The 18,941-nt window shown below is 60.7% G+C and carries 13 protein-coding genes; 11 read left to right on the forward strand and 2 right to left on the reverse strand.

The genetic code is table 11. The features are described from left to right. Position 1: 1 nt before the first annotated feature. The 6 genes from QMG83_RS06660 to QMG83_RS06680 all read left to right on the forward strand — a co-directional run bounded on the left by QMG83_RS06660 (position 2) and on the right by QMG83_RS06680 (position 10,447). A complete protein-coding gene (locus tag QMG83_RS06660; protein WP_283504599.1) occupies positions 2-1,093 on the forward strand; it encodes a DUF8606 domain-containing protein in 1,092 nt (363 codons plus the stop codon). 164 nt (positions 1,094-1,257) lie between these two features. After that, the gene (mobF, locus tag QMG83_RS06665) at positions 1,258-4,806 is read left to right on the forward strand and encodes a MobF family relaxase (RefSeq protein WP_502949009.1); all 3,549 of its coding nucleotides are present in this window, start codon (positions 1,258-1,260) and stop codon (positions 4,804-4,806) included. Between the two features lie 161 nt (positions 4,807-4,967). Continuing rightward, positions 4,968-5,714, forward strand: coding sequence for a hypothetical protein (locus QMG83_RS06670; RefSeq protein WP_283504600.1), 747 nt, complete (start codon positions 4,968-4,970; stop codon positions 5,712-5,714). Positions 5,715-5,716: 2 nt separating this feature from the next. Next, positions 5,717-6,874: an XRE family transcriptional regulator gene (locus QMG83_RS06675; RefSeq protein ID WP_283504601.1), complete on the forward strand. Its 1,158-nt coding sequence runs from the start codon at positions 5,717-5,719 to the stop codon at positions 6,872-6,874. A gap of 36 nt (positions 6,875-6,910) precedes the next feature. Further along, positions 6,911-7,150 carry a DUF2188 domain-containing protein gene (locus QMG83_RS15450; protein WP_502949010.1) on the forward strand — a complete coding sequence of 80 codons (240 nt, stop codon included), beginning with the start codon at positions 6,911-6,913 and terminating at the stop codon, positions 7,148-7,150. A gap of 108 nt (positions 7,151-7,258) precedes the next feature. Further along, the gene (locus tag QMG83_RS06680; RefSeq protein ID WP_283504602.1) at positions 7,259-10,447 is read left to right on the forward strand and encodes a DEAD/DEAH box helicase; all 3,189 of its coding nucleotides are present in this window, start codon (positions 7,259-7,261) and stop codon (positions 10,445-10,447) included. A gap of 112 nt (positions 10,448-10,559) precedes the next feature. Here the strand turns inward: QMG83_RS06680 and QMG83_RS06685 are convergent, their stop codons facing one another. Next, entirely contained in the window at positions 10,560-11,567 is a 1,008-nt protein-coding gene (locus QMG83_RS06685; protein ID WP_283504603.1) for a DNA-processing protein DprA, read from the reverse strand. 187 nt (positions 11,568-11,754) lie between these two features. Here QMG83_RS06685 and QMG83_RS06690 point away from each other — a divergent pair, with 187 nt between their 5' ends. Next, positions 11,755-12,141, forward strand: a complete 387-nt coding sequence (locus QMG83_RS06690; protein WP_283504604.1) for a sulfate permease — start codon at positions 11,755-11,757, stop codon at positions 12,139-12,141. Positions 12,142-12,478: 337 nt separating this feature from the next. On the opposite strand, the gene QMG83_RS06695 is transcribed toward QMG83_RS06690, so the two are convergent. Next, entirely contained in the window at positions 12,479-13,720 is a 1,242-nt protein-coding gene (locus QMG83_RS06695; RefSeq protein ID WP_283504605.1) for an AlbA family DNA-binding domain-containing protein, read from the reverse strand. A gap of 230 nt (positions 13,721-13,950) precedes the next feature. On the opposite strand from QMG83_RS06695, the gene QMG83_RS06700 reads away from it, so the two are divergent. From QMG83_RS06700 to QMG83_RS06715, 4 genes are all read left to right on the forward strand, one after another. Continuing rightward, a complete protein-coding gene (locus QMG83_RS06700; protein ID WP_283504606.1) occupies positions 13,951-14,298 on the forward strand; it encodes a sulfate permease in 348 nt (115 codons plus the stop codon). 225 nt (positions 14,299-14,523) lie between these two features. Then, positions 14,524-15,234, forward strand: coding sequence for a hypothetical protein (locus QMG83_RS06705; RefSeq protein ID WP_283504607.1), 711 nt, complete (start codon positions 14,524-14,526; stop codon positions 15,232-15,234). 110 nt (positions 15,235-15,344) lie between these two features. Next, complete coding sequence (locus QMG83_RS06710; protein ID WP_283504608.1) at positions 15,345-16,313, forward strand: AAA family ATPase; 969 nt, start codon at positions 15,345-15,347, stop codon at positions 16,311-16,313. Next, the gene (locus QMG83_RS06715; RefSeq protein WP_283504609.1) at positions 16,306-18,843 is read left to right on the forward strand and encodes a S8 family peptidase; all 2,538 of its coding nucleotides are present in this window, start codon (positions 16,306-16,308) and stop codon (positions 18,841-18,843) included. The genes QMG83_RS06710 and QMG83_RS06715 overlap by 8 nt, the downstream gene beginning before the upstream one ends. Positions 18,844-18,941: the final 98 nt, after the last annotated feature.

Genomic DNA, 18,941 nt, shown 5'->3' on the forward strand with positions numbered 1-18,941 from the left:
CATGGCAGTAGAGATGGGCCTTTGGCGAGCTGACGGCGACAAGCTGAGCCGCATCGTGCCGACCGCGCTCGGCTTGGAATCGCAGCTCGAAACCTACATCGAGTCCGACCCGACCATGCTCGGTGAAACACTGCTCATCATCGGCAGGCAGGTTTCCACCGCCCACGGAGGCTTCATCGACCTGCTCGCTCTCGACGAGACCGCTGCCGTGCATGTCATTGAACTGAAGCGCGACAAGACCCCACGCGACGTCACCGCACAGGCGCTCGACTACGGATCGTGGGTCTCGACTCTCAGCCGGACTGACATTCACACGATTTTCGAGGCGTATCGACCCGGAGTCGCACTAGAAGAAGCATTTGCCGAACGGTTCAATGAAACATTGCCCGAAGAGGTCAATTCATCTCAAGTCTTCACGATTGTCGCGGCAAGCGTCGATGCCGCAACCGAACGAATCGTTCGTTTCCTCAATGAAGACTTCGGCGTACCGATCAACGTGGTGTTCTTCCGCCACTTCACCGACAACGGGGCCTCTTACTTGGCCCGCACCTGGCTCGTCGAACACGATGGGCAGACCACGGCACAGGCGGCTTCCTTGTCGCGGAAGACGAAAACCCGCGAACCGTGGAACGGCTCCGACTGGTATGTCTCCTTCGGAGAACGAACTGGTGGGCGTCAGTGGTCAGACGGCAGGAAGTATGGCTTCGTGTCTGGCGGTGGCGGCAAATGGTTCTCGCAGACACTCAAAAACCTCACACCGGGTGCCCGCGTCTTCGCATGTATCCCGAAGGTGGGTTACGTGGGCGTGGGCACAGTGACGGGTGAGGCGCGACGCTTTGATGAGGCGGTAGTGAGCATGGATGGCGTTGGGATACCGCTGAAGGATCTGCCGCTCGAAGGTGACTACCGGCATGAGGATGGCGGTGATGACCTCATGGCCGAATGGGTTGTTCCTATTGTTTGGACCCATACAGTGCCGAGCGAGCAAGGGTTCTGGAAGGCCGGAATGTTCGCGAATCAGAATACAGCGGCCAAGTTGCGTCAGCAGTTCACAATCGAGCAAGTCTCGGCGGCGTTCGGACTCGATAGTTGACCATCTGCGCGGCATGTAGGCAGTCGTCTCTGACCATCGCAGGACCAGCACATCCGCGCTACCACGCGTCTTGCAGATCGAGGTCGCGACCACCCGCGTGTGATTTCTGAAGCCACCGATCCTGCTTGTTCACCTCCTCCTTGATGGAGGGAAGGTGAGCTGCGGTGACGGTGTCGATGCGGGTGATGTCGGCTGGCGACGGATACAAGTACCTGCTGCGCACAGTGGCCGCCGGTGACGGCGACCGGGACCTTTCGACCCCGTTGACGAGGTATTACAACGCGGACGGTACGCCGCCGGGACGCTGGATGGGCAGCGGCCTCCCAACGCTCGGAAGCGGGCAACTCCACGAAGGCGATGAAGTCACCGAGGCCCAGCTCCAGCTGCTGATTGGCATGGGGCGTGATCCTGTCACGGGCGAGCCGCTTGGGCGCGCGTACCCGGCTTACAAATCGGCGGCTGAGCGGGTTGGTGAGCGAGTCAGCGCGCTCGATCTGGAGCTGGGTCCTACCGCTCGGGCGCGAGCAGTCGCGGCGATCGAAGCGGAGGAATCCGAGCGTGGCACGCGACGAGCCGTGGCCGGATACGACTTCACCTTCTCCATCCCGAAGTCCGCCTCCGTACTGTGGGCAGTTGCTGACGCAGGAACGCAATCTCTCATCGTCAACGCACACCATGCGGCGGTTGCAGAGGTGGTTGCGTTCATGGAGCGCGAGGTTGCAACCACTCGCGCCGGTGCAACCCCTGGGGATGGTGCCGTTGCGCAGGTCGAGGTGCGTGGGTTGATCGCGACAGCGTATGACCACTACGACTCGCGCTCGGGCGACCCGCATCTGCACACGCACGTCGTGATCAGCAACAAGGTGCAGACCGTGCTCGACAACAAGTGGCGAAGCCTGGACGGACGGCCCCTCCACGCTGCAACCGTGGCGCTCTCAGAGTTCCACGAAGCGGTGTTCGCGGATCACCTCACTCGGCTCTTCGGCGTTGAGTGGGAAACGCGTGACCGCGGACGAGACCGCAACGCGGCATGGGCCATCGCTAAGGTCCCTGAACAACTTGTGTCCGAGTTCTCGTCGCGTTCGCGGCATATCAATGAGGAGAAGGATCGTCTCATCGCTGCGTACATGGAGAAGCACGGTAGACAGCCCTCTAGCGCGACGATCATCAAGCTGCGCGCCCAGGCGACGCTCGCGACAAGACCGGAGAAGGAGATCCATTCGCTCGCCGACCTCACCGCTCAGTGGAGGCAGCGAGCGGGCAACATCCTTGGTGGTGATGCAACCGGCTGGGCACGTGAGGTCACCACGAACAACGCGCCGTTGCTTCTTCGCGCGGATGACGTACCGCTTGACGTCGTTCGAGGGCTGGGACAGAGCGTTGTGACCATCGTTGGGGAAAAGCGTTCGACGTGGCGCCGGTGGAATCTCACGGCCGAAGCTGCCCGGCAAACGATGCAGTACCGTTTCGCGAGCACCCGTGATCGTGAAGCGATCATCGGCATGGTTGTGGATGCTGCTGAGGATGTGTCGATTCGACTCACGCCGCCCGAACTGGCATCCAGCCCTGCCGTCTTTCGCAGGAGTGACGAGACGTCGGTGTTTCGGCCGAAGAACTCCACGGTGTTCTCGTCTGGTGAGTTACTCGACGCCGAGGAGCGCCTGCTTCAACTCGCGCACACAACGACGGGGCCGACTGTCTCGCTGGAGATGGTCGAACGTGTCACGCGGAAGCCTGACCGTGAGGGGTTGGTGCTTGGGGAAGACCAAGCGTCTGCGCTGACGAAGATCGCTGTCTCCGGTCGTGTCGTTGATCTGCTCGTCGGCCCGGCTGGCGCCGGGAAAACGACCGCCATGAACGCACTACGCCGGGCATGGGAAAAGGAACACGGCCAAGGATCCGTCGTCGGGCTGGCCCCCTCTTCGAGTGCGGCACAAGTGCTCGCCCAGGATCTCGGTATCGCAACCGAGAACACGGCGAAGTGGTGGCAGAACCAACTGCGAGGCGGTGAGACCTTTCAGCCTGGCCAGCTCGTCATCGTCGATGAAGCGTCACTCGCGGGAACGCTTTCCCTGGACCGAATCACCCAGCTTGCTGCTGATGCTAGGGCGAAAGTGTTGCTCGTCGGAGACTACGCACAGCTCCAGGCGGTCGACGCGGGCGGTGCATTCGGACTACTCACCCACGACCGCGATGACGTTCCCGAACTCATCGACGTTCACCGTTTCACGCACGACTGGGAAAAGCGTGCGTCTCTCGATCTTCGCCACGGTCACACCGAAGTTATCGACACCTACGACGCGCACGATCGAATCGTGGACGGTGACACCGAAAGCATGATCGATGCTGCCTACGCCGCATGGCGCACCGATCTTGTCGCGGGGCGCGCAACGGTTCTCGTCTCCGACGCCAACGAATCCGTGACCGCGCTCAATAACCGCGCGCGGACCGATCTCATCCTCGACGGAACTGTCCGAGGGACGCGCGAATCAGAGCTGCACGATGGAACCCATACGGCGTGCGGAGATATCGTCATCACGCGCCGCAATGACCGCCGCCTACTGGCAGGGCGAGGCTGGGTGCGCAACGGAGATCGCTGGAACGTCGTCGATGTTCGACGCGATGGATCGATGCTTGTTCGACGGGCTGGAAGTTCCTGGGGGGCCAGCGTTCTTCTGCCAGCCGACTATGTAGCTGAGCACGTCGAACTCGGCTACGCCGTGACATCCTTCCGCGCGCAAGGCCTCACCACCGACACTGCCCACGTGCTCGTCGACTCGACGATGTCTCGGGAGACGCTCTATGTGGCGATGACGCGGGGTCGTGACGCCAACGTCGCCTATGTGGCCGTCGACAAGCCGGACCTGTCCCACGATGGTCCACATCCGGGTGAGAACGATGAAATCACCGGCCGCAGCGTGCTTATCAGCGTCCTCCAGCACGTCGGCGCCGAACTTTCCGCGCATGAAACGATCGCCGTCGAACAAGAGTCTTGGGGAACGATCGCACAGCTTGCCGCAGAATACGAGACGATCGCCGCGGCCGCGCAGCGCGACCGGTGGGCCGCCCTGGTACGGACATCCGGCCTCAGTACAGAAGAAGCCGATGAGGTCATTAGCTCGGATGCGTTCGGCCCCTTGACCGCAGAGCTGCGCCGAGCTGAAGCCAACCATCATGACCTGGTCAGCGTGCTCCCGCGTCTTGTCCGTGCGCGCGGCTTTGGGGACGCGGACGACATCGCTGCGGCCATCCGTCACCGACTGATCGCGGCGACTGCTCAGCCCGCTGGGTCGGGGCGTTCACGGAAAGCGGCCAGGCTCGTTGCAGGGCTCGTGCCCGAAGCGATGGGGTCGGTCGCTGATGACATGCGTCAGGCGCTCGATGAACGTCGTGACCTCATCACGCAGCGAGCCGACGCAGTGCTCGGCAAAGCCATCGCTGATGGTGAACCCTGGGTGGTCTCTCTTGGCACACTTCCGGGGGAGCCAGCTCGGCTGGCAGGGTGGCGACGATCTGCACGAGTCGTTGCTGCGTATCGAGATCGCTACCGGATTGCCGGGCCAGACCCTGTCGGAGCGCAGCCCAACTTGACGGCCCAGAAGATCGACCGTGCGAGAGCCGAGGCTGCAATGCGCGCATGCGTTTCCGTGGATCGGGCCGACGAGCGGCGCCAGCAGTCGGTGCCGCGGGCGGGTCAACTGCGTCCGTTCTAGCCTGAGCAACGGGATCTAAGCAACTGAACATGACAGACTTAGAGCGATGAGCGTGGTGAATATTGACCGGAGGGACCAGGATCGAGAGCTTTCTGTGACGAAATGATGACTAGAAGTAAAGTTATGTGTTACAGTCTTCGTGATGACGAAGGAGGGGCCCGATGGCTCAGGAGGACAACAGCGACGATTGGCGTAACGAGTTCCAGTTCACGGAGCTCGCGGCGCTCCGTGAGCGAATTCCGGCAGCGATCCAGCTGAGTCAAGACCGTTCGGCACGTGCCCACGCGGCGTACGAGGATCCCGATGGGGACCAAGACGTTTATGGTGCGGGCATGGCACGCGGAGTGCAGAAGGAGCTTCGTGCCCTTCTGTCGGATTTGCCCTCCTATCGCGAGGCGAAGGTGTCAAGCACCCGCCGGATGCTGACGTTTATGGGCGACACGCTCATCTTCACGCAGCGCGTCGGCAAGCAGATGCCGCGTAACTTTCGTCGCTTTCGACTCAGCTACCTCACCGAATCGCGACGTGAGCTACTCGCGACTACGAGCAACGTCAAGTACTCAGACCCTGGACTCTTCGACATCAACGACGTACTTGACGGGGATCAGCCTGCGTCGCTTGAGGAGGCTCTCAATCACGTAGAACTGGCAGTGCCCCGCACGACACTCTTTGTCCCGTACTACAGCAGCACTCCTGACGGTGTGGGCACGATCTACTTCGCACCCGCGAGATTGAACGGTCGGTACCTGGAGTTCACTGACCCCGAACGGCTCACCTATGAACGCACGCCTTCTACGGTCGATTCGTCGCGAAGTGCGGAAAGGCCAGTTGCTGGCTTCAACAACGGTGAGCGCCCGCGCACCTCGGTAAAACTGCGTAAGCAGCAGTCCGAGCAGGAAGGTACCTGATCGTGCAAGCCGTACCACGCGGAAATGTTGATCTCGCAGGGGTCGCTAGGCTATTTGATCCGGCCCGGCTGTCACAAGCTCGTCGGATCAGCAAGATGTCGAAGACCGACCTTCATCGTAAAGTCGGCGTCTCAGCTGCCGCCATCGGGCAGTATGAGCGCGGAGAGGTGCGTCCTCGTGCGGAGACGGTTGCTGCGCTTGCGGCAGCTCTGGGAGTCCCACCGGGTTTCTTTGCGCTCGGACGTCCGCGGGTCCAGGTTGACATCGCTGAGGCGTCGTTTCGTCGGCTCCGTTCGACGTCGGTCACGCAACAGCAGCAAGCCACCGCGTACGTTGAGCAAGCCTGGGAACTCAGTTGTTACCTCGAAGAGAGGGTCGAGTTTCCTGAGCTTGATCTCCCTACGTGGGCTCACGCTGACTCGCTGGACGTGCCTGACCCTGTGACCGCGGCACGGGCCATGCGCCAACACTGGAGGCTCGGCACGGAGCCCGTGCAGCACCTCGTGTACCAGCTCGAACAGCATGGCATCCTGACCGTCTTCTTCTCCATGAAGGAGGACAGCGGACTGGACGAGAAGAGCCGCATTGATGCCTTCTCAACCATCGCTCTGCCACGTCCAATGATCGTGCTGACGCCAGACAAGGCCAATGATGTGATGCGGCACCGCTTTTCCGCAGCGCACGAGCTTGGGCACATCGCTCTCCACCGTGGACGGCAGGGGACGGACAGCCAGTTGGAACGGCAGGCGGATATGTTCGCGGCCGAGTTTCTCACCCCGCGCGATGTGATCCGCGATCAGCTGCCGCCGCGCATCAACTTCAACCGGTACGAAGAACTGAGCCAATGGTGGGGAGTTTCCATCAACTCGCTGATCTTCCGGTCGCGTGAGCTAGACCTCATCTCCGAGTCCACCGCTCGTCGTGCATACATCACATTGAACGGGATCACTCGGCGCCCGATGCCGGTTCACGACTATCCCGGGGAACGGCCGGAGATCTTGAAGTCTGCGCTCGACCTGCTCGACAAAGCAGGCGTTCCTTTGACTCAAGTCGCAGATGATCTCCAGATGACTCCACGCCATATACGACGTCTAGCGGACATCGATGACCCTCAGCCCAAGCTGACGCTGGTCCAAGACCATCCAGACAACAGGAAATAGCGGGACATTGTCCCAAGCGAGCGAAAGGCTCAAATCATGGCACAACCGAACAAGCGGGTGGTCCAGCGCCGAAACGACGGCGACTGGGAGGTGCGGAAGCCTGGAGCGGATCGTGCCAGTGCGATCACTTCTACACAGTCCGACGGGATTCAGCGCGCTCGTGCGATTCTCGGGAACGACGGCGGAGGCGAGCTTCAGGTCCGCTCGCTGAAGGGGACAATTCGCGCTCAGGACACAATCGCGCCTGGGAACGACCCGAGGTCGTCCAAAGGGTGATCATCGTGGCTGTCGGCGAGCTACATGCGAATGAGCGACTCGTCCGAGTGATGCGGTCTGTGTGGTTCAGGCAGCCATTGTCTGAACCATGTCCGGAAGGAGCCTGACGTGGGATATCGGACAGAGGATGTATGGGCTACGTCACACGTAGCTGGCAAAAATGTAATCCGGCAGCTACTTGTTCCTGCACACGACGACATCGAGGTGCTGGAGACAATCGAGAGCACCGAAGTCGTGCGCACTCCTTTCGGACAGTGGCCCCTTACTCGCGACACGGATCTCCCTGCTGAGGGGCCGCTTACGGCGAGGCTGCCCGTCCGTCGCACCAAGGGCGCCAGAGTCAGCTGGACAGGTGGCCAAGAATTGATTCGGGCGAGCGAGGTGATCCAGTCCTTCGAGGGTGCCATTGGATTCACAGCGCACGATCGACCACACAGTCTGCGCCGCCCGCAAATCGCTGCCCTGCACTCGATCGTCGGCTATCAGTCGTCCGGCCTGTCTGAGCCGGGCATAGTCGTGATGCCGACGGGGACTGGCAAGACAGAGACGATGTTGGCGTGGTTTGTAGCGCAACGGCCCGAGCGCGTGCTCGTGGTTGTTCCATCGTCTGCTCTCCGTGATCAGATTGCCACCAAGTTCGAGACTCTTGGCATCCTGCAAAGCGAAGGCATCGTCGACTTCCGCGCGTTGCGTCCCAGAGTTGGACGGTTAGAAGGGCGCTTCGCCGATGAAGGGGAAGCGAGGGCCTTTGTCGAAGCGTCAAACGTGGTCATCGCGACCCCAAACGCAATCCACGCCAATGAACCTGGGGTACGGGCGGCATTCTTCGAGGGGTTCACTCATCTGCTTGTTGACGAGGCACATCATGCTCCTGCGCGTACGTGGACTGAGATTATTCGCGTGTTCGCGGACCGGCCGACGCTCCTATTTACGGCGACGCCATTCCGTCGTGATGGGATCACCTTGCCAGGCCGTGTCATTTTCCGGTTCCCTCTACGTGAAGCACAGAAGGAGGGATATTTCAGCACCATCGACTTTACTGCGGTGCTCGATCTTGACAATGACGATGAGGCTCTGGCGGTGGCAGCGGTCGGTCGACTTAGGGAGGACCTGGATGCCGGTCACGAACACCTGCTACTCGCACGCGTAAGAACCAAAGCGAGGGCTGATGAAATCCACGCGCTCTACTCACGCCTCGCTCCAGACTTCGCGCCGAAGGCTATTTACGACTCTATGTCGTCACGGCGCAGAGCAGAGGCTCTCAAAGCTATGCGAGACCGAACCAGCCGTGTGATCGTTTGCGTCGACATGCTTGGCGAAGGATTCGACCTACCAACCCTGAAGGTAGGGGCCTTCCATGATGCCCACCGATCATTGAGCCCTATGGTGCAGCTCATCGGTCGCCTCGCCAGAACATCCTCTCCGCTGCCGATCGGTCGAGCGAGTGTCTTCGTGCGCCAGGACCCTCGCCACGCGCTCTCACCGATGCGGTTTCTTCTCCGCGAGGACCCAGATTGGGACAAGGTACTCAGCGACATCACCGAGCGCGCGACGGAGCGCGCCAACGAAGTGAGCGAGTTCGAAGCCTCATTTGTGGACAACCCTCCGGACGTTCCCGTTGGCCTCCTGGAACCGAAGATGAGCGCCAAGGCGTTCGCGACATCAAAGGTTGACTGGAACCCGCTCGCGGTGCGGGACATCTACGGGGACTCCGTACTGGACGACCTCATCAGCGTCAACGCTGACGACACCATTGCGTGGTTTGTAATCGAGACCATTGCCGACCTGCGCTGGGGCGACATACCGTCGCTTCGCGCGACTGACTACACCCTCGTAGCTTTGTACCTTGATCGTGCCCAAGGCCTCCTCTACGTCCACTGTTCTGACACGAAGCACGGCCTCGATGACGTCGTGGAGGCTGTGCTTGGGCACGAACCGAGACCGCTCAGCGGGTACGAGACTTTCAAGGTCTTCTCGAATCTCAACCGACTTATTCCCACTAACATTGGGCTTCTCGACGCCCGTGATCGTGACAAGCGGTTCTCTATGCATGTCGGAAGTGACGTGGAGACGGCGCTGACGGAGGCTGAGCGCACGCACAAGACCAACACGCACGTCGCAGCCAAAGCCTTCGAAGACGGTGAACGCGTGTCCATCGCTGCGTCACTCTCGGGTAGATTCTGGTCGATGCGCACCGCGCCTAACCTCGCCGAGTGGCGAACCTGGTGCCAGCAGCAAGGAACCAAGCTGCGTGACGGCAGCGTCGACGTTCACTCGCTTTTCCGATCCATGATCATCCCTGTTGACGTGAAGGAGCGACCAGCCCTCCCGATCCTCGGGATGGAGTGGCCTTGGGACCTCTACCTGGGAAATGGCACATCCTCCAGACTCAGCTACAAGGATTCAAGCGTTCTAATCACCGATGCTGAGTTCAGGATTGATGACTATCGCACCAGTGGCCCGCTCCACTTCTCCATCCAGACCCCAGCCTGGGAACTGAGCTATGAGGGACAGTTCGGCCCTAATGGTCTGCACTATCGGGCGCTAGGCGATGAGGCAGAGGTCGTCGGATGGCGGGACGCGAAGACGCCCTTCTCCTCCTGGCTCAACAACCACAAGCCAACGCTTTTCTTGTCTGGAGATCGCATGATAACCGGTGATGATCGGCTTCTGGCACCGCGGACCGAACTGCCTCCATACCCTCGCGAACAGTTTCGAGCGCTTGACTGGGTGGGCAATGGCGTCGATATCACGGTGGAATCGCAAGGAGTCGAGCGCAAGACGAACTCAATCCAGGCCTACATGGCCCGATACCTTTCGGAGAACCAGACCTTCGACGCCCTCATCGATGACGACCGTTCAGGTGAAGCAGCTGATCTCGTGGGCATCCGTGTCTACAAGGGCGATCTTCACGTCACACTGGTGCATTGCAAGTACTCTTCCGCGACTACTGCGGGCGCACGCCTCGCTGACTTGTATGAGGTCTGCGGCCAGGCGATGCGAGGAGCGCGGTGGCGTGATAACGGCGCTCTGCCGTTGCTTGAGCATCTCGATCGCCGGGCACAGGCCTATTCGCGAAGGACTGGAGGCAGCCCGTTCGAGATCGGCGACCGAGAAGCCCTGTTCCGAATCCGGCAGCAAGCGCCGCAGCTATTCCCGCGCGTCTCAACCGTCATCGTGCAGCCAGGCCTCAGCATCAGTGCATCTTCGGACGAGCAGCTTCGGCTGATCGCTGGTGCCGCCTCATACGTGCAGAGTGTTACCAAAGGTAGCTTCGATGTTTACGCCTCCGACTGATGGGTAATTCGTGAAGGTTGTGCATGGACAACGAGACCGACACGCGGTTGTGCTCCGTCCGTTCTCGGGTGCGCAATCGTTTTCAGTTAGCCGCGTTGAAACGGATGAGTGATTACCGACCTCGTGAATTGATTGTCTGACCCGTCCGCACCGTTTCTGTTTGAACTGCTTGCGTCAGTTCTACTTGGCGGTGGTTGTTTTTGTCGCTGCCGGTGAGCCTTATGACGTCTCCGGAACTTGCGACCAGACGGGCACGTCCGTCCTGAAGAAGGGTATTGGAGCCATAGCTGGCGGCACTCGTCACGGGGCCAGGAACCGCACCGACTGAGCGACCAAGCTCCGCTGCTTCGTCGGCGACACGCAGCGATCCTGATCGCGCGCCCGCCTCAACGATCACCGTTGTCGAGGAGAGCGCGGCCATAATCCGGCCACGATCGAGAAAACGCTGCCGTGTTGGTGCAACACCCGGTGCAACCTCAGAGACGAGGAGACCTTGTTGCTCAATACGCGCAAACAGATCCGCGTGTCCGGCAGGGTATGCGCGATCGACCCCACCCGCGAGGACTGCAATCGTTCTTCCACCGGTCGCCAGCGCCGACTGGTGTGCGACTGCTTCGATACCGTAGGCACCGCCAGCGACAACGACACGGCCACTGAGCGCGAGGTCACTGGCGAGTTCAATCGCCATGTGGTCCCCATACGCGGTGGAGGCGCGCGCACCGGTCAGCGTGATGCGGTCGGCGAGAGGCTTGGCCAGCAGCGCAGTCTCGCCACGCGTCCAAAGTGCATATGGTGTGCGTGCTCCGAGATCGTTGAGGGCGACTGGCCAATCCTTCTCACCCGGAATAAGGACCCGGAGGCCTTGTCGCTCGAAGGCCGCCATCTGTGTGGCCAAGGTGTCGGCGCTGCTCACAGCGTGCAAGCGTTCGCGCCATACTGCCGCTGCGATTTGGTCGAGGCCGGGCACCGTGCCGTCAGCATCAGCGAGGCGGAGCAGTTCTACAGCGCCGACTCGGCCAAGGAGACCACCGGTCGTTTGATCATTCGGTGCAGCCACGATTGAGAGAACGGTTCGCGCGCTCCGCTCGTCGTGCGCGAGCGAGGAGAGGGAAGTCATCATCGGGCTCCTTCACAGCCAGTCATCACTGTGGAGGTGAACAGAGCCGCCCTTTCCTATGTCGTTGGTTCGGCGTACCCTTGGATCCAGGCGACACACTCAATGTTCGCCATCGCCCGCGCGATGGCATGACGGCCCCAGGGCAGTCCTCCAAGGTTCAACGTTGCCGAGCCATGAGAGGACCGTTGTCATGTTTCGAATCATCTGGGTTATCAGCATTCACCTCCGCAACTTCATGCGCAGGTACATGCCGACCAACATCCTGCTCGACGCGATTCGCACCCGCCGCGGGCTCAAGTGGGGCGTGCCCGCGATGCTCCTCGCCATCCCGTATCTCGTCGCCGCGAGTACCTGTACGGCGCTGATCGACGGGGGAGCGTCCCGCTGGCTCTACGTCGTTGCCCTTGTCTGCATCTGGAACGCGCTGAAGTTCATCGTGATCGGGCCTGTATCGGTTGTGGTTCTGCTTAAAGGGCGGAATGCGGAGGGGAGAGCCTGGCCGCGACAGCAGCCGCGTTCACCCCGATCGAGTAAAAAACTCTACGAACAGAACAAGCAGCTACTCCCGGAAACCTAAGGAGCCGACTCCACCGGATCCAGGACACATCAATATCTCGCAAGAGCTGTCCGGTCGAGGGGGCGTTCGGCGCCGCAACAACCTAGAGGGCCATGCGGGCGATGCGTTCATCGCGGCCAAGTTCGGAGAGTGCAGACATCGGGAGGCTCCTTCGTGGTCAGAGATCACCGTGAAGGTGCGCGGTATCGACCTTCCGCTTGTCGTGATCCTGAACGACCTCGATCCATGCCCGCCCGGCCCCACCTGGCGGCCATCGTCGTCACAGAACGTCCGATGGGCAGCACTCCCTCGCGAACAAATCCTCGATACGAGCCATCTTGATGTCTATGTTTGTGGGCTAGTCATCTGCCTCGGGCGGCGCGGAAATCATATGCAAGTAAGTGATCCCGCCTTGATTCACGCAGTCTTCAGCCAGGTCATGAACTTGCCGATGGAAGTAGTCGTTGGATCCTGTCGCAGTGATCGTCGAGGTGACGGGGGTGAATCTCCGCAACGGCGTGGAGGCTCCGTCGTAGGTGAGGTTCGAGCCATCGACCGTGAGTATGGATAGCGGTTCGTTTCCAACCCATTCGACACCGACTCTCACTTCGTACTCGTCAGTGTGGAACACATCCGCTGTCGCGCGGATCAAAGCCATGAAGTCGGCTACTGCTCCTTCGATGCCGCGGCCCTCGACCTGCCATCCGTCAAAGTAGCCGTCAGCGCTCTTTCGGTGTCCGCCGAGCGCGAATGCCAAACTCACGGACCCATCATGGTGCACACTCGCGCAGGCTTCCTGCCATCGTTGACTGCCAGTCGCGGCGTTGACAGCAGTCCAGCGGCGTAGCCCCGGGCGTGGGTTGAGATAGTCGATGTTCTCGACCGGGTGGATGCCGCTGCGGTTCGAGTAGGTAAGCGTGATTTCCCGTGCGCGTTCGAAGACCTTCCGCACCACGCCGCGGTCCGGGCGGGCGAGCACTGGGATGCGCGGATGCGCGGCGGCGATTAACCATGCCCTTCCAGAGGTGTCGTGTTCCTCAACGGACTCTCTGTAGAGGCCGTCGAGAGCGTCCGTGGCACGTAGCCGCTCGTTGAACCGCGCACGATACATGGCCTCGATCTGCCGCTCTTTCATCCATGCGGTGTCCGCGTCGTTGCGGATGGGTGCGCCGAAGTAGTCATTCTTGTAGATCAGATGCGGGCCATCCACGCTTGCCGGAACGCTCACGGCAACGGCTCGGGTATTGATTCCGAGCCGATGGATTTCTATGCCGAACACTGGCGGGACGATCGCTGTGACGGCCACACTTCGATAGGCACGTTCATGCCCTTCGCTGAACTCGCCAGTGTCTGCGCGGCCAGTTGCTACCTTCTGATTCTCCTTGACTCCATAGACGATCATTCCGCCGCCGCTGTTTGCCATTGCGGCGATGTCCTTGGGGACATCAGTTTGCGAGAGGTTCTTGATCGGGGGAAGCTCCGACTTCCAGTCCAGATCGTCAGTTTCGACCGCACCGGCCGCAACCGCGGCGTTAAGGATCTCGTCGGTAAGTATGCTCGGCGGCAGCCCGAGCGCGCGGTGCAGCGGAGTGAAGCTCATGCCCCAAGGATAGGGATGACCACCGACGTGGGGTCACGCAGACCTGAAAGTGAGCGGTGGGCAAGGCGGTGAAGGCGCGCGGTATCGATCTTCCGCTTGTCGTGGGTCAGGCGCACCCTTGTGGGAAAGGCGACTACATTCAAAGTTCGCCATCGCCCGCGCGATGGCACGACAGCGCCCGGGCAGTCCATCAAGTTTCTTCGTCGCCGGACCACGAGAGGACTGTTGCGGTGCTTCGAATCATATGGATCGCCAGCTTCCACATCCGGCAATTCATGCGCCGGTACATGCCGACGAACATCCTGCTCAACGCCATACGCACCCGCCGCGGCCTCAAGTGGGGCGTCCCTGCGATGCTGCTCGCTCTGCCGTACCTCTACGTTGCGAGCGTCTGTGCCGCACTCATCGACAACGGGGGTCCCGGGTGGCTCTACCTCATCGCCCTCGTCTGCGTCTGGAACGCGCTCAAGTTTGTGTGGATCGGGCCGGTGAGCGTTGGCTTGCTCGTACGAACGCGGGCCGCGGAAAGCCGGGATGCGCATGCTTCTCGTCCCCAGCGCTCGTCTGCTTCGGCATAGCGCAAGGGCCACATTTGCACGCGACGGCTTCGATCGCTTGGGCGACGATCGACGCGTACGGTCGGGCTGAAATCTCGTGCGTGTCGGTCTGGTCATTTAGCGCTCCCAACAGCCGACGAATCTATATCGTTCTGAGAACACCTTGGCCGCTCAGACGCAAATCCCGGGTCGGGTTGTCGGAGGTCACCGGTAGTGTCCGAGCACACGAGCGAACAGGAAGAACCTATGTCATCCGATCAGTACCGCTTCCCCGTTGCGGTCTCGCAGCTGAGCGAACAAGACTCACGCGAATCACAGAACGCGCGCGCTATCGCCTGGCTTCTGGCGCAGAACGGCGGGCAGATTGTTGTTGTAACGCCGCAGAAGCAGTTCGAGGGGGCGAGCCTCAAACGCCTCGTCGCGCGCGCAGACACCATCCACCTCACATGGCGAGCATTTTCCCCGGGGTCGCTCGCTCACCGTCGCGTCATCTACGCCTGGCCAGATCGCCAGCACCTAAACGACCTCTGGGGTGTCGATGCCGACGCACTTGTCGTCATCGAATGGGGAGAGGCCGAAACCGCGACGTGGATCGAAGACGTGCGACCAGTAGGGCTCCTCAACGGCCGCACGGAGCAGCCATCAACCCAATCCGATTCTGAGGCGGCGGTCGCGACACTGCCGAACGGCGTCGAGGAGATCCTCGAACACATTGCCGATTGGGCCGCCGGGTACGACTCCGGTCTGAAGTGGAACGAGGAAGACAAACTCAAGGCCGACATGATGAACTGCCCAGAGCGCTGGGTGTCGGTCACAGTTGACCAGGTCCGCGCCAAATGCCGGGCGTTGAAGATGCGACCCAACGACGTCGACACGGTCGCTGGCTTCCTGCAACGACGCAAGGACGGCCACAGGTTCAACGTGAGGAGCTCCTACCGGGACTTCCGTTTCGCGTAGCGCGCCCGCATGGGCTCGGAGCGTTGCTCGTGCGCCTCCAGTCACAGGAATCGGGAACCGATACCATGAGAGCAATCGACGATACGCAATAGTGGGGGAGGAGGTGCACCATGGCAGGACTCGGACAGCACATCACCGCGATGGTGCGCAGCCATGCGTCTGGTGACGAAGCAAGTTTCTACTCTGTGGCTCTTCAGATCGCTGCGCGAGAAGCCAAGGCGGGCCACCACGTGCTGGCCAACGACATCAAAAAGGCCGTTGATGCTTCTCGCGAGCGTGCGCCGCTTGGTAATGTCACGACTCTTGCGCAGCCGCGCGGCGAAATTGCCGAGCTAGTCGAAGCGACGCATCCCGACGTCCACTTGCGTGAACTGGTTGCTACCCCTGATCTCGTTGCTCAGATCAAGCAGGTCCTGGCTGAGCAACGGCAGAGGAAGAACCTTCTTGATCATGGGTTCACTCCTGCGCACCGGTTGCTACTCGAAGGTCCGCCCGGAACGGGAAAGACCATGACGGCGGCCGTGCTCGCGACTGAACTGTCATTGCCGATGTTCACGATCCGGCTCGATAGCCTGTTGAGCAAATTCATGGGTGAGACCGCCAGTAAACTCCGGCTGGTCTTCGATGCCGTAGCACAGCGCCGCGCGGTTTACCTCTTTGACGAGTTCGACGCACTCGGCGGCGATCGGTCCGGAAACGACGTCGGCGAAGCTCGCCGTATCCTGAACTCGTTTCTCGTCTTCCTCGAAGAAGCAAGCCCCGAATCTCTCGTCCTCGCCGCGACCAACCACCGTGCGATCCTTGACAAAGCACTCTTCCGCCGGTTCGACGCAGTTCTTACCTATGCGCTGCCCGACGCACGTCAAGCCGCAGCGGTCATCAAGGCTCGACTCGGCACGCTTGCTAGCGGAACCAGCCTGGCGAAGCTGGGAGATTACACGTCCGGTCTCAGCCATGCTGAACTGGTCAAAGCAGCTGAGACAGCAGCGAAGACTGTGCTGATGCGTGGCGAGCGCGCTGTGGGGCGTGAAGATCTGATCGTGGCCTTGACCGCGCGTCGAACGGCGAGCCTTGGCTGAGGTCGGACGAGATCTCGACCACCTCTACGTTCACGGATACGCCGAGGCAGCAGACTTCCACCGCAAGATATCTCCGCGTGCTAAGCGACGCGTCGTCTCTCGTGGCGAACACGGGGCGGGGCTAAAGAACTCCGCCGAGGATGCATTCACCAGTTTCGACGCGGATTTAGATGAGCGGATACCTACTGACGATGAGCTTCGCGCAACTGGGACGGTGATCGTGCTTGAAGGGGAAGGCGCGACCTTCCCCCTCAAGATCGATTCTCTCAACGCATACACGAGCGGTCGTGCTCGGAAACTGAAATGGCTCCTGCTCTCGGTGCGGGGAGGTAGAGATAGCGAGCCGGAGTTGGCAACGGTGTGGGTCTCCGATGCCTATCGGCAGGAGTTTCTCAAGCTGTTCCAGGACTTCCTTGATGTAGAGACGATCAAAGGAAACCCGAAGAACCAGGATCTCATCGCCAACATTTCTCGGATTCGTCGCGCGGTGTTGTCGGACCTTTGGACCTCTGAAGGAGAACCGGCTCGTAGCGGCACTCATTGGTGGGAGCTGTGGCTTGATAGTGACAGTGAGCACCTCGCCACGCTCGATGGATTCGTTCAGACCTACCGGATGCGTTCCCTCTCTCGTTCATTGAGGTTGCGGGATCGCGTCATTGTGTGGGTTGAGGCCAGCTGGAAACAGCTGGAGATCTTGCCGTTCACGTCGGTTCCGATCATGGAAATTCGTAAACCCGAGTTCATCGACACGGTCGAGGATCTTTCTGCCGATGAACAGCTCGATTACGTCACGGACCTCGCTGGGCGCATCGTGCCTGCGAGTGAAGACGCGCCCGCCGTGTGCCACCTCGACACCGGTGTGATGCGTACGCATGCCCTTCTCCGAGACTCGCTCTCGATTGCTGACCATCACACGATTTTTGGCTCGGAAGCGACAGCCAGCGATGTGCACGAGCGTGGTCACGGCACTTCGATGGCTGGATTGGCATTGTTCGGCGATCTCGAACCGCTGCTCGTCGCGAGTAACGAGGTTCGTCTTCGTCACCGACTTGAGTCGGTCCGCATGTGGCCGACCAAGAGCGAGCATCAGCAACAGCCGCTTGATCTCGCTAGCGCAACCGTGCAAGCTGCAGCGTTACCGGAGGTTGTTAGTCAGCGACGACGAGTGTACTGCTTGACGCTGAGCACCGCTCCAGATCGCCCTGGTGAGCCCACTCTCTGGTCCGCTAGCGTCGATGCCCTCGCCGTTGGCACTGATAGCACTCGCGATGGTGATCAGATCCAACTGCTCTCAGAGCCCGACTTCGACCAGGCGCGTCTAATCCTCGTCGCGGCAGGCAACGTTGCTCCGCCATATATCGATGACCACCGGACCTACTCTGCGACATCTCCGATTGAGGATCCCGCGCAGGCGTGGAACGCTCTCACCGTCGGCGCATACACCGACCTTGTCGAATTGCCGACACACCCGCAATATGCAGGTTGGGCTGCGATTGCGGGAGTAGGAGATCTCTCGCCGCACAGCCGCACTTCTACGTTCTTTGACAGGAAGCGGTGGCCAATAAAGCCGGACATTTGCATGGAGGGCGGAAACGTTCTCCCAGACGGTGCAGGTGGTTACCACGAGCGACACTCTTCGCTTTCGCTCCGTTCGACGGGGCACACGAGTGACGTGGCACTAACCTCGGCAAACGCCACCAGTGCCGCAACCGCCCAGGCCGCTCGGCTAGCGGCACTTGCGATGGATCGGTATCCCGCATATTGGCCCGAGACGATCCGAGGCATGCTTACGCACTCAGCAGAGTGGACTGAGTCGATGAAGCGAGATCTTGATGTTGATCACCGGAAGGGTTCACGTCATCATCTCCTACGCCAGTTCGGCTGGGGCGTACCTACCGAAGAGACAGTGCTCAACTCGTCTCGGCGTGCTGTCACGCTGGTTACTCAGGATGAGTTCGTTCCGTTTGAAGGCTCAAGCTATGCGATGCGTCAGTTCCGGCTGCATTCGCTCCCTTGGCCTACGGACATCCTGCAGGACCTTGGCGAAGCAGAAGTTCGTCTCCGCGTCACGCTGTCGTATTTTGTCGAGCCTTCGGCCTCTCGCCGCGGGTGGCGAAACAAATACACGTATCCGTCGCACAGGCTGCAATTTGACCTACAAGGTCGGACTGAGAACCAAACTGAGTTTGTGGCACGGGTTAACCGGGAAGCTCAGAACTCCGAAGAAGGATCTGCTCCCGGACAGAACGAATCCGAACGCTGGTTTTTGGGCGCTCAAGCTCGCCACCTTGGTTCTCTGCACCAGGACGAGTGGCACGGTACCGGTGCCGAACTTGCTCACTGCAACAACGTTGCTGTTTACCCGGTCGGTGGCTGGTGGAAGAACAACCACCGAGTTGATCGACGGGACACTCCTGTCCGATATTCCCTCCTGCTCTCGCTACAAACGAAGGAGCAGGGTGTCGACCTCTACGCTCCGATCGCCACACAGCTCCACGTCCCGATCGCAACTGCGATCGCGGCAACCTGAGCCTGACCGCTCAAGCTCTTTCGCAGCGCCGCGGCTTGACGCGATAGCTGGCATCCTTGAATGTATCAGTTCGAGCTGAAGCGATCTGTCTCCTTGGG

The sequence above is a fragment of the Salinibacterium sp. G-O1 genome, from assembly GCF_030063305.1.
Classification (GTDB): Bacteria; Actinomycetota; Actinomycetes; order Actinomycetales; family Microbacteriaceae; genus Rhodoglobus.

What these genes read in the sequence shown, in the direction of transcription:
- QMG83_RS06660 (WP_283504599.1), top strand. Translation starts at nt 2, where the DNA reads ATGGCAGTAGAGATGGGCCTTTGGCGAGCTGACGGCGACAAGCTGAGC.
- QMG83_RS06670 (WP_283504600.1), top strand. Translation starts at nt 4,968, where the DNA reads ATGGCTCAGGAGGACAACAGCGACGATTGGCGTAACGAGTTCCAGTTC.
- QMG83_RS15450 (WP_502949010.1), top strand. Translation starts at nt 6,911, where the DNA reads ATGGCACAACCGAACAAGCGGGTGGTCCAGCGCCGAAACGACGGCGAC.
- QMG83_RS06685 (WP_283504603.1), bottom strand. Translation starts at nt 11,567, where the DNA reads ATGATGACTTCCCTCTCCTCGCTCGCGCACGACGAGCGGAGCGCGCGA.
- QMG83_RS06690 (WP_283504604.1), top strand. Translation starts at nt 11,755, where the DNA reads ATGTTTCGAATCATCTGGGTTATCAGCATTCACCTCCGCAACTTCATG.
- QMG83_RS06695 (WP_283504605.1), bottom strand. Translation starts at nt 13,720, where the DNA reads ATGAGCTTCACTCCGCTGCACCGCGCGCTCGGGCTGCCGCCGAGCATA.
- QMG83_RS06705 (WP_283504607.1), top strand. Translation starts at nt 14,524, where the DNA reads ATGTCATCCGATCAGTACCGCTTCCCCGTTGCGGTCTCGCAGCTGAGC.
- QMG83_RS06710 (WP_283504608.1), top strand. Translation starts at nt 15,345, where the DNA reads ATGGCAGGACTCGGACAGCACATCACCGCGATGGTGCGCAGCCATGCG.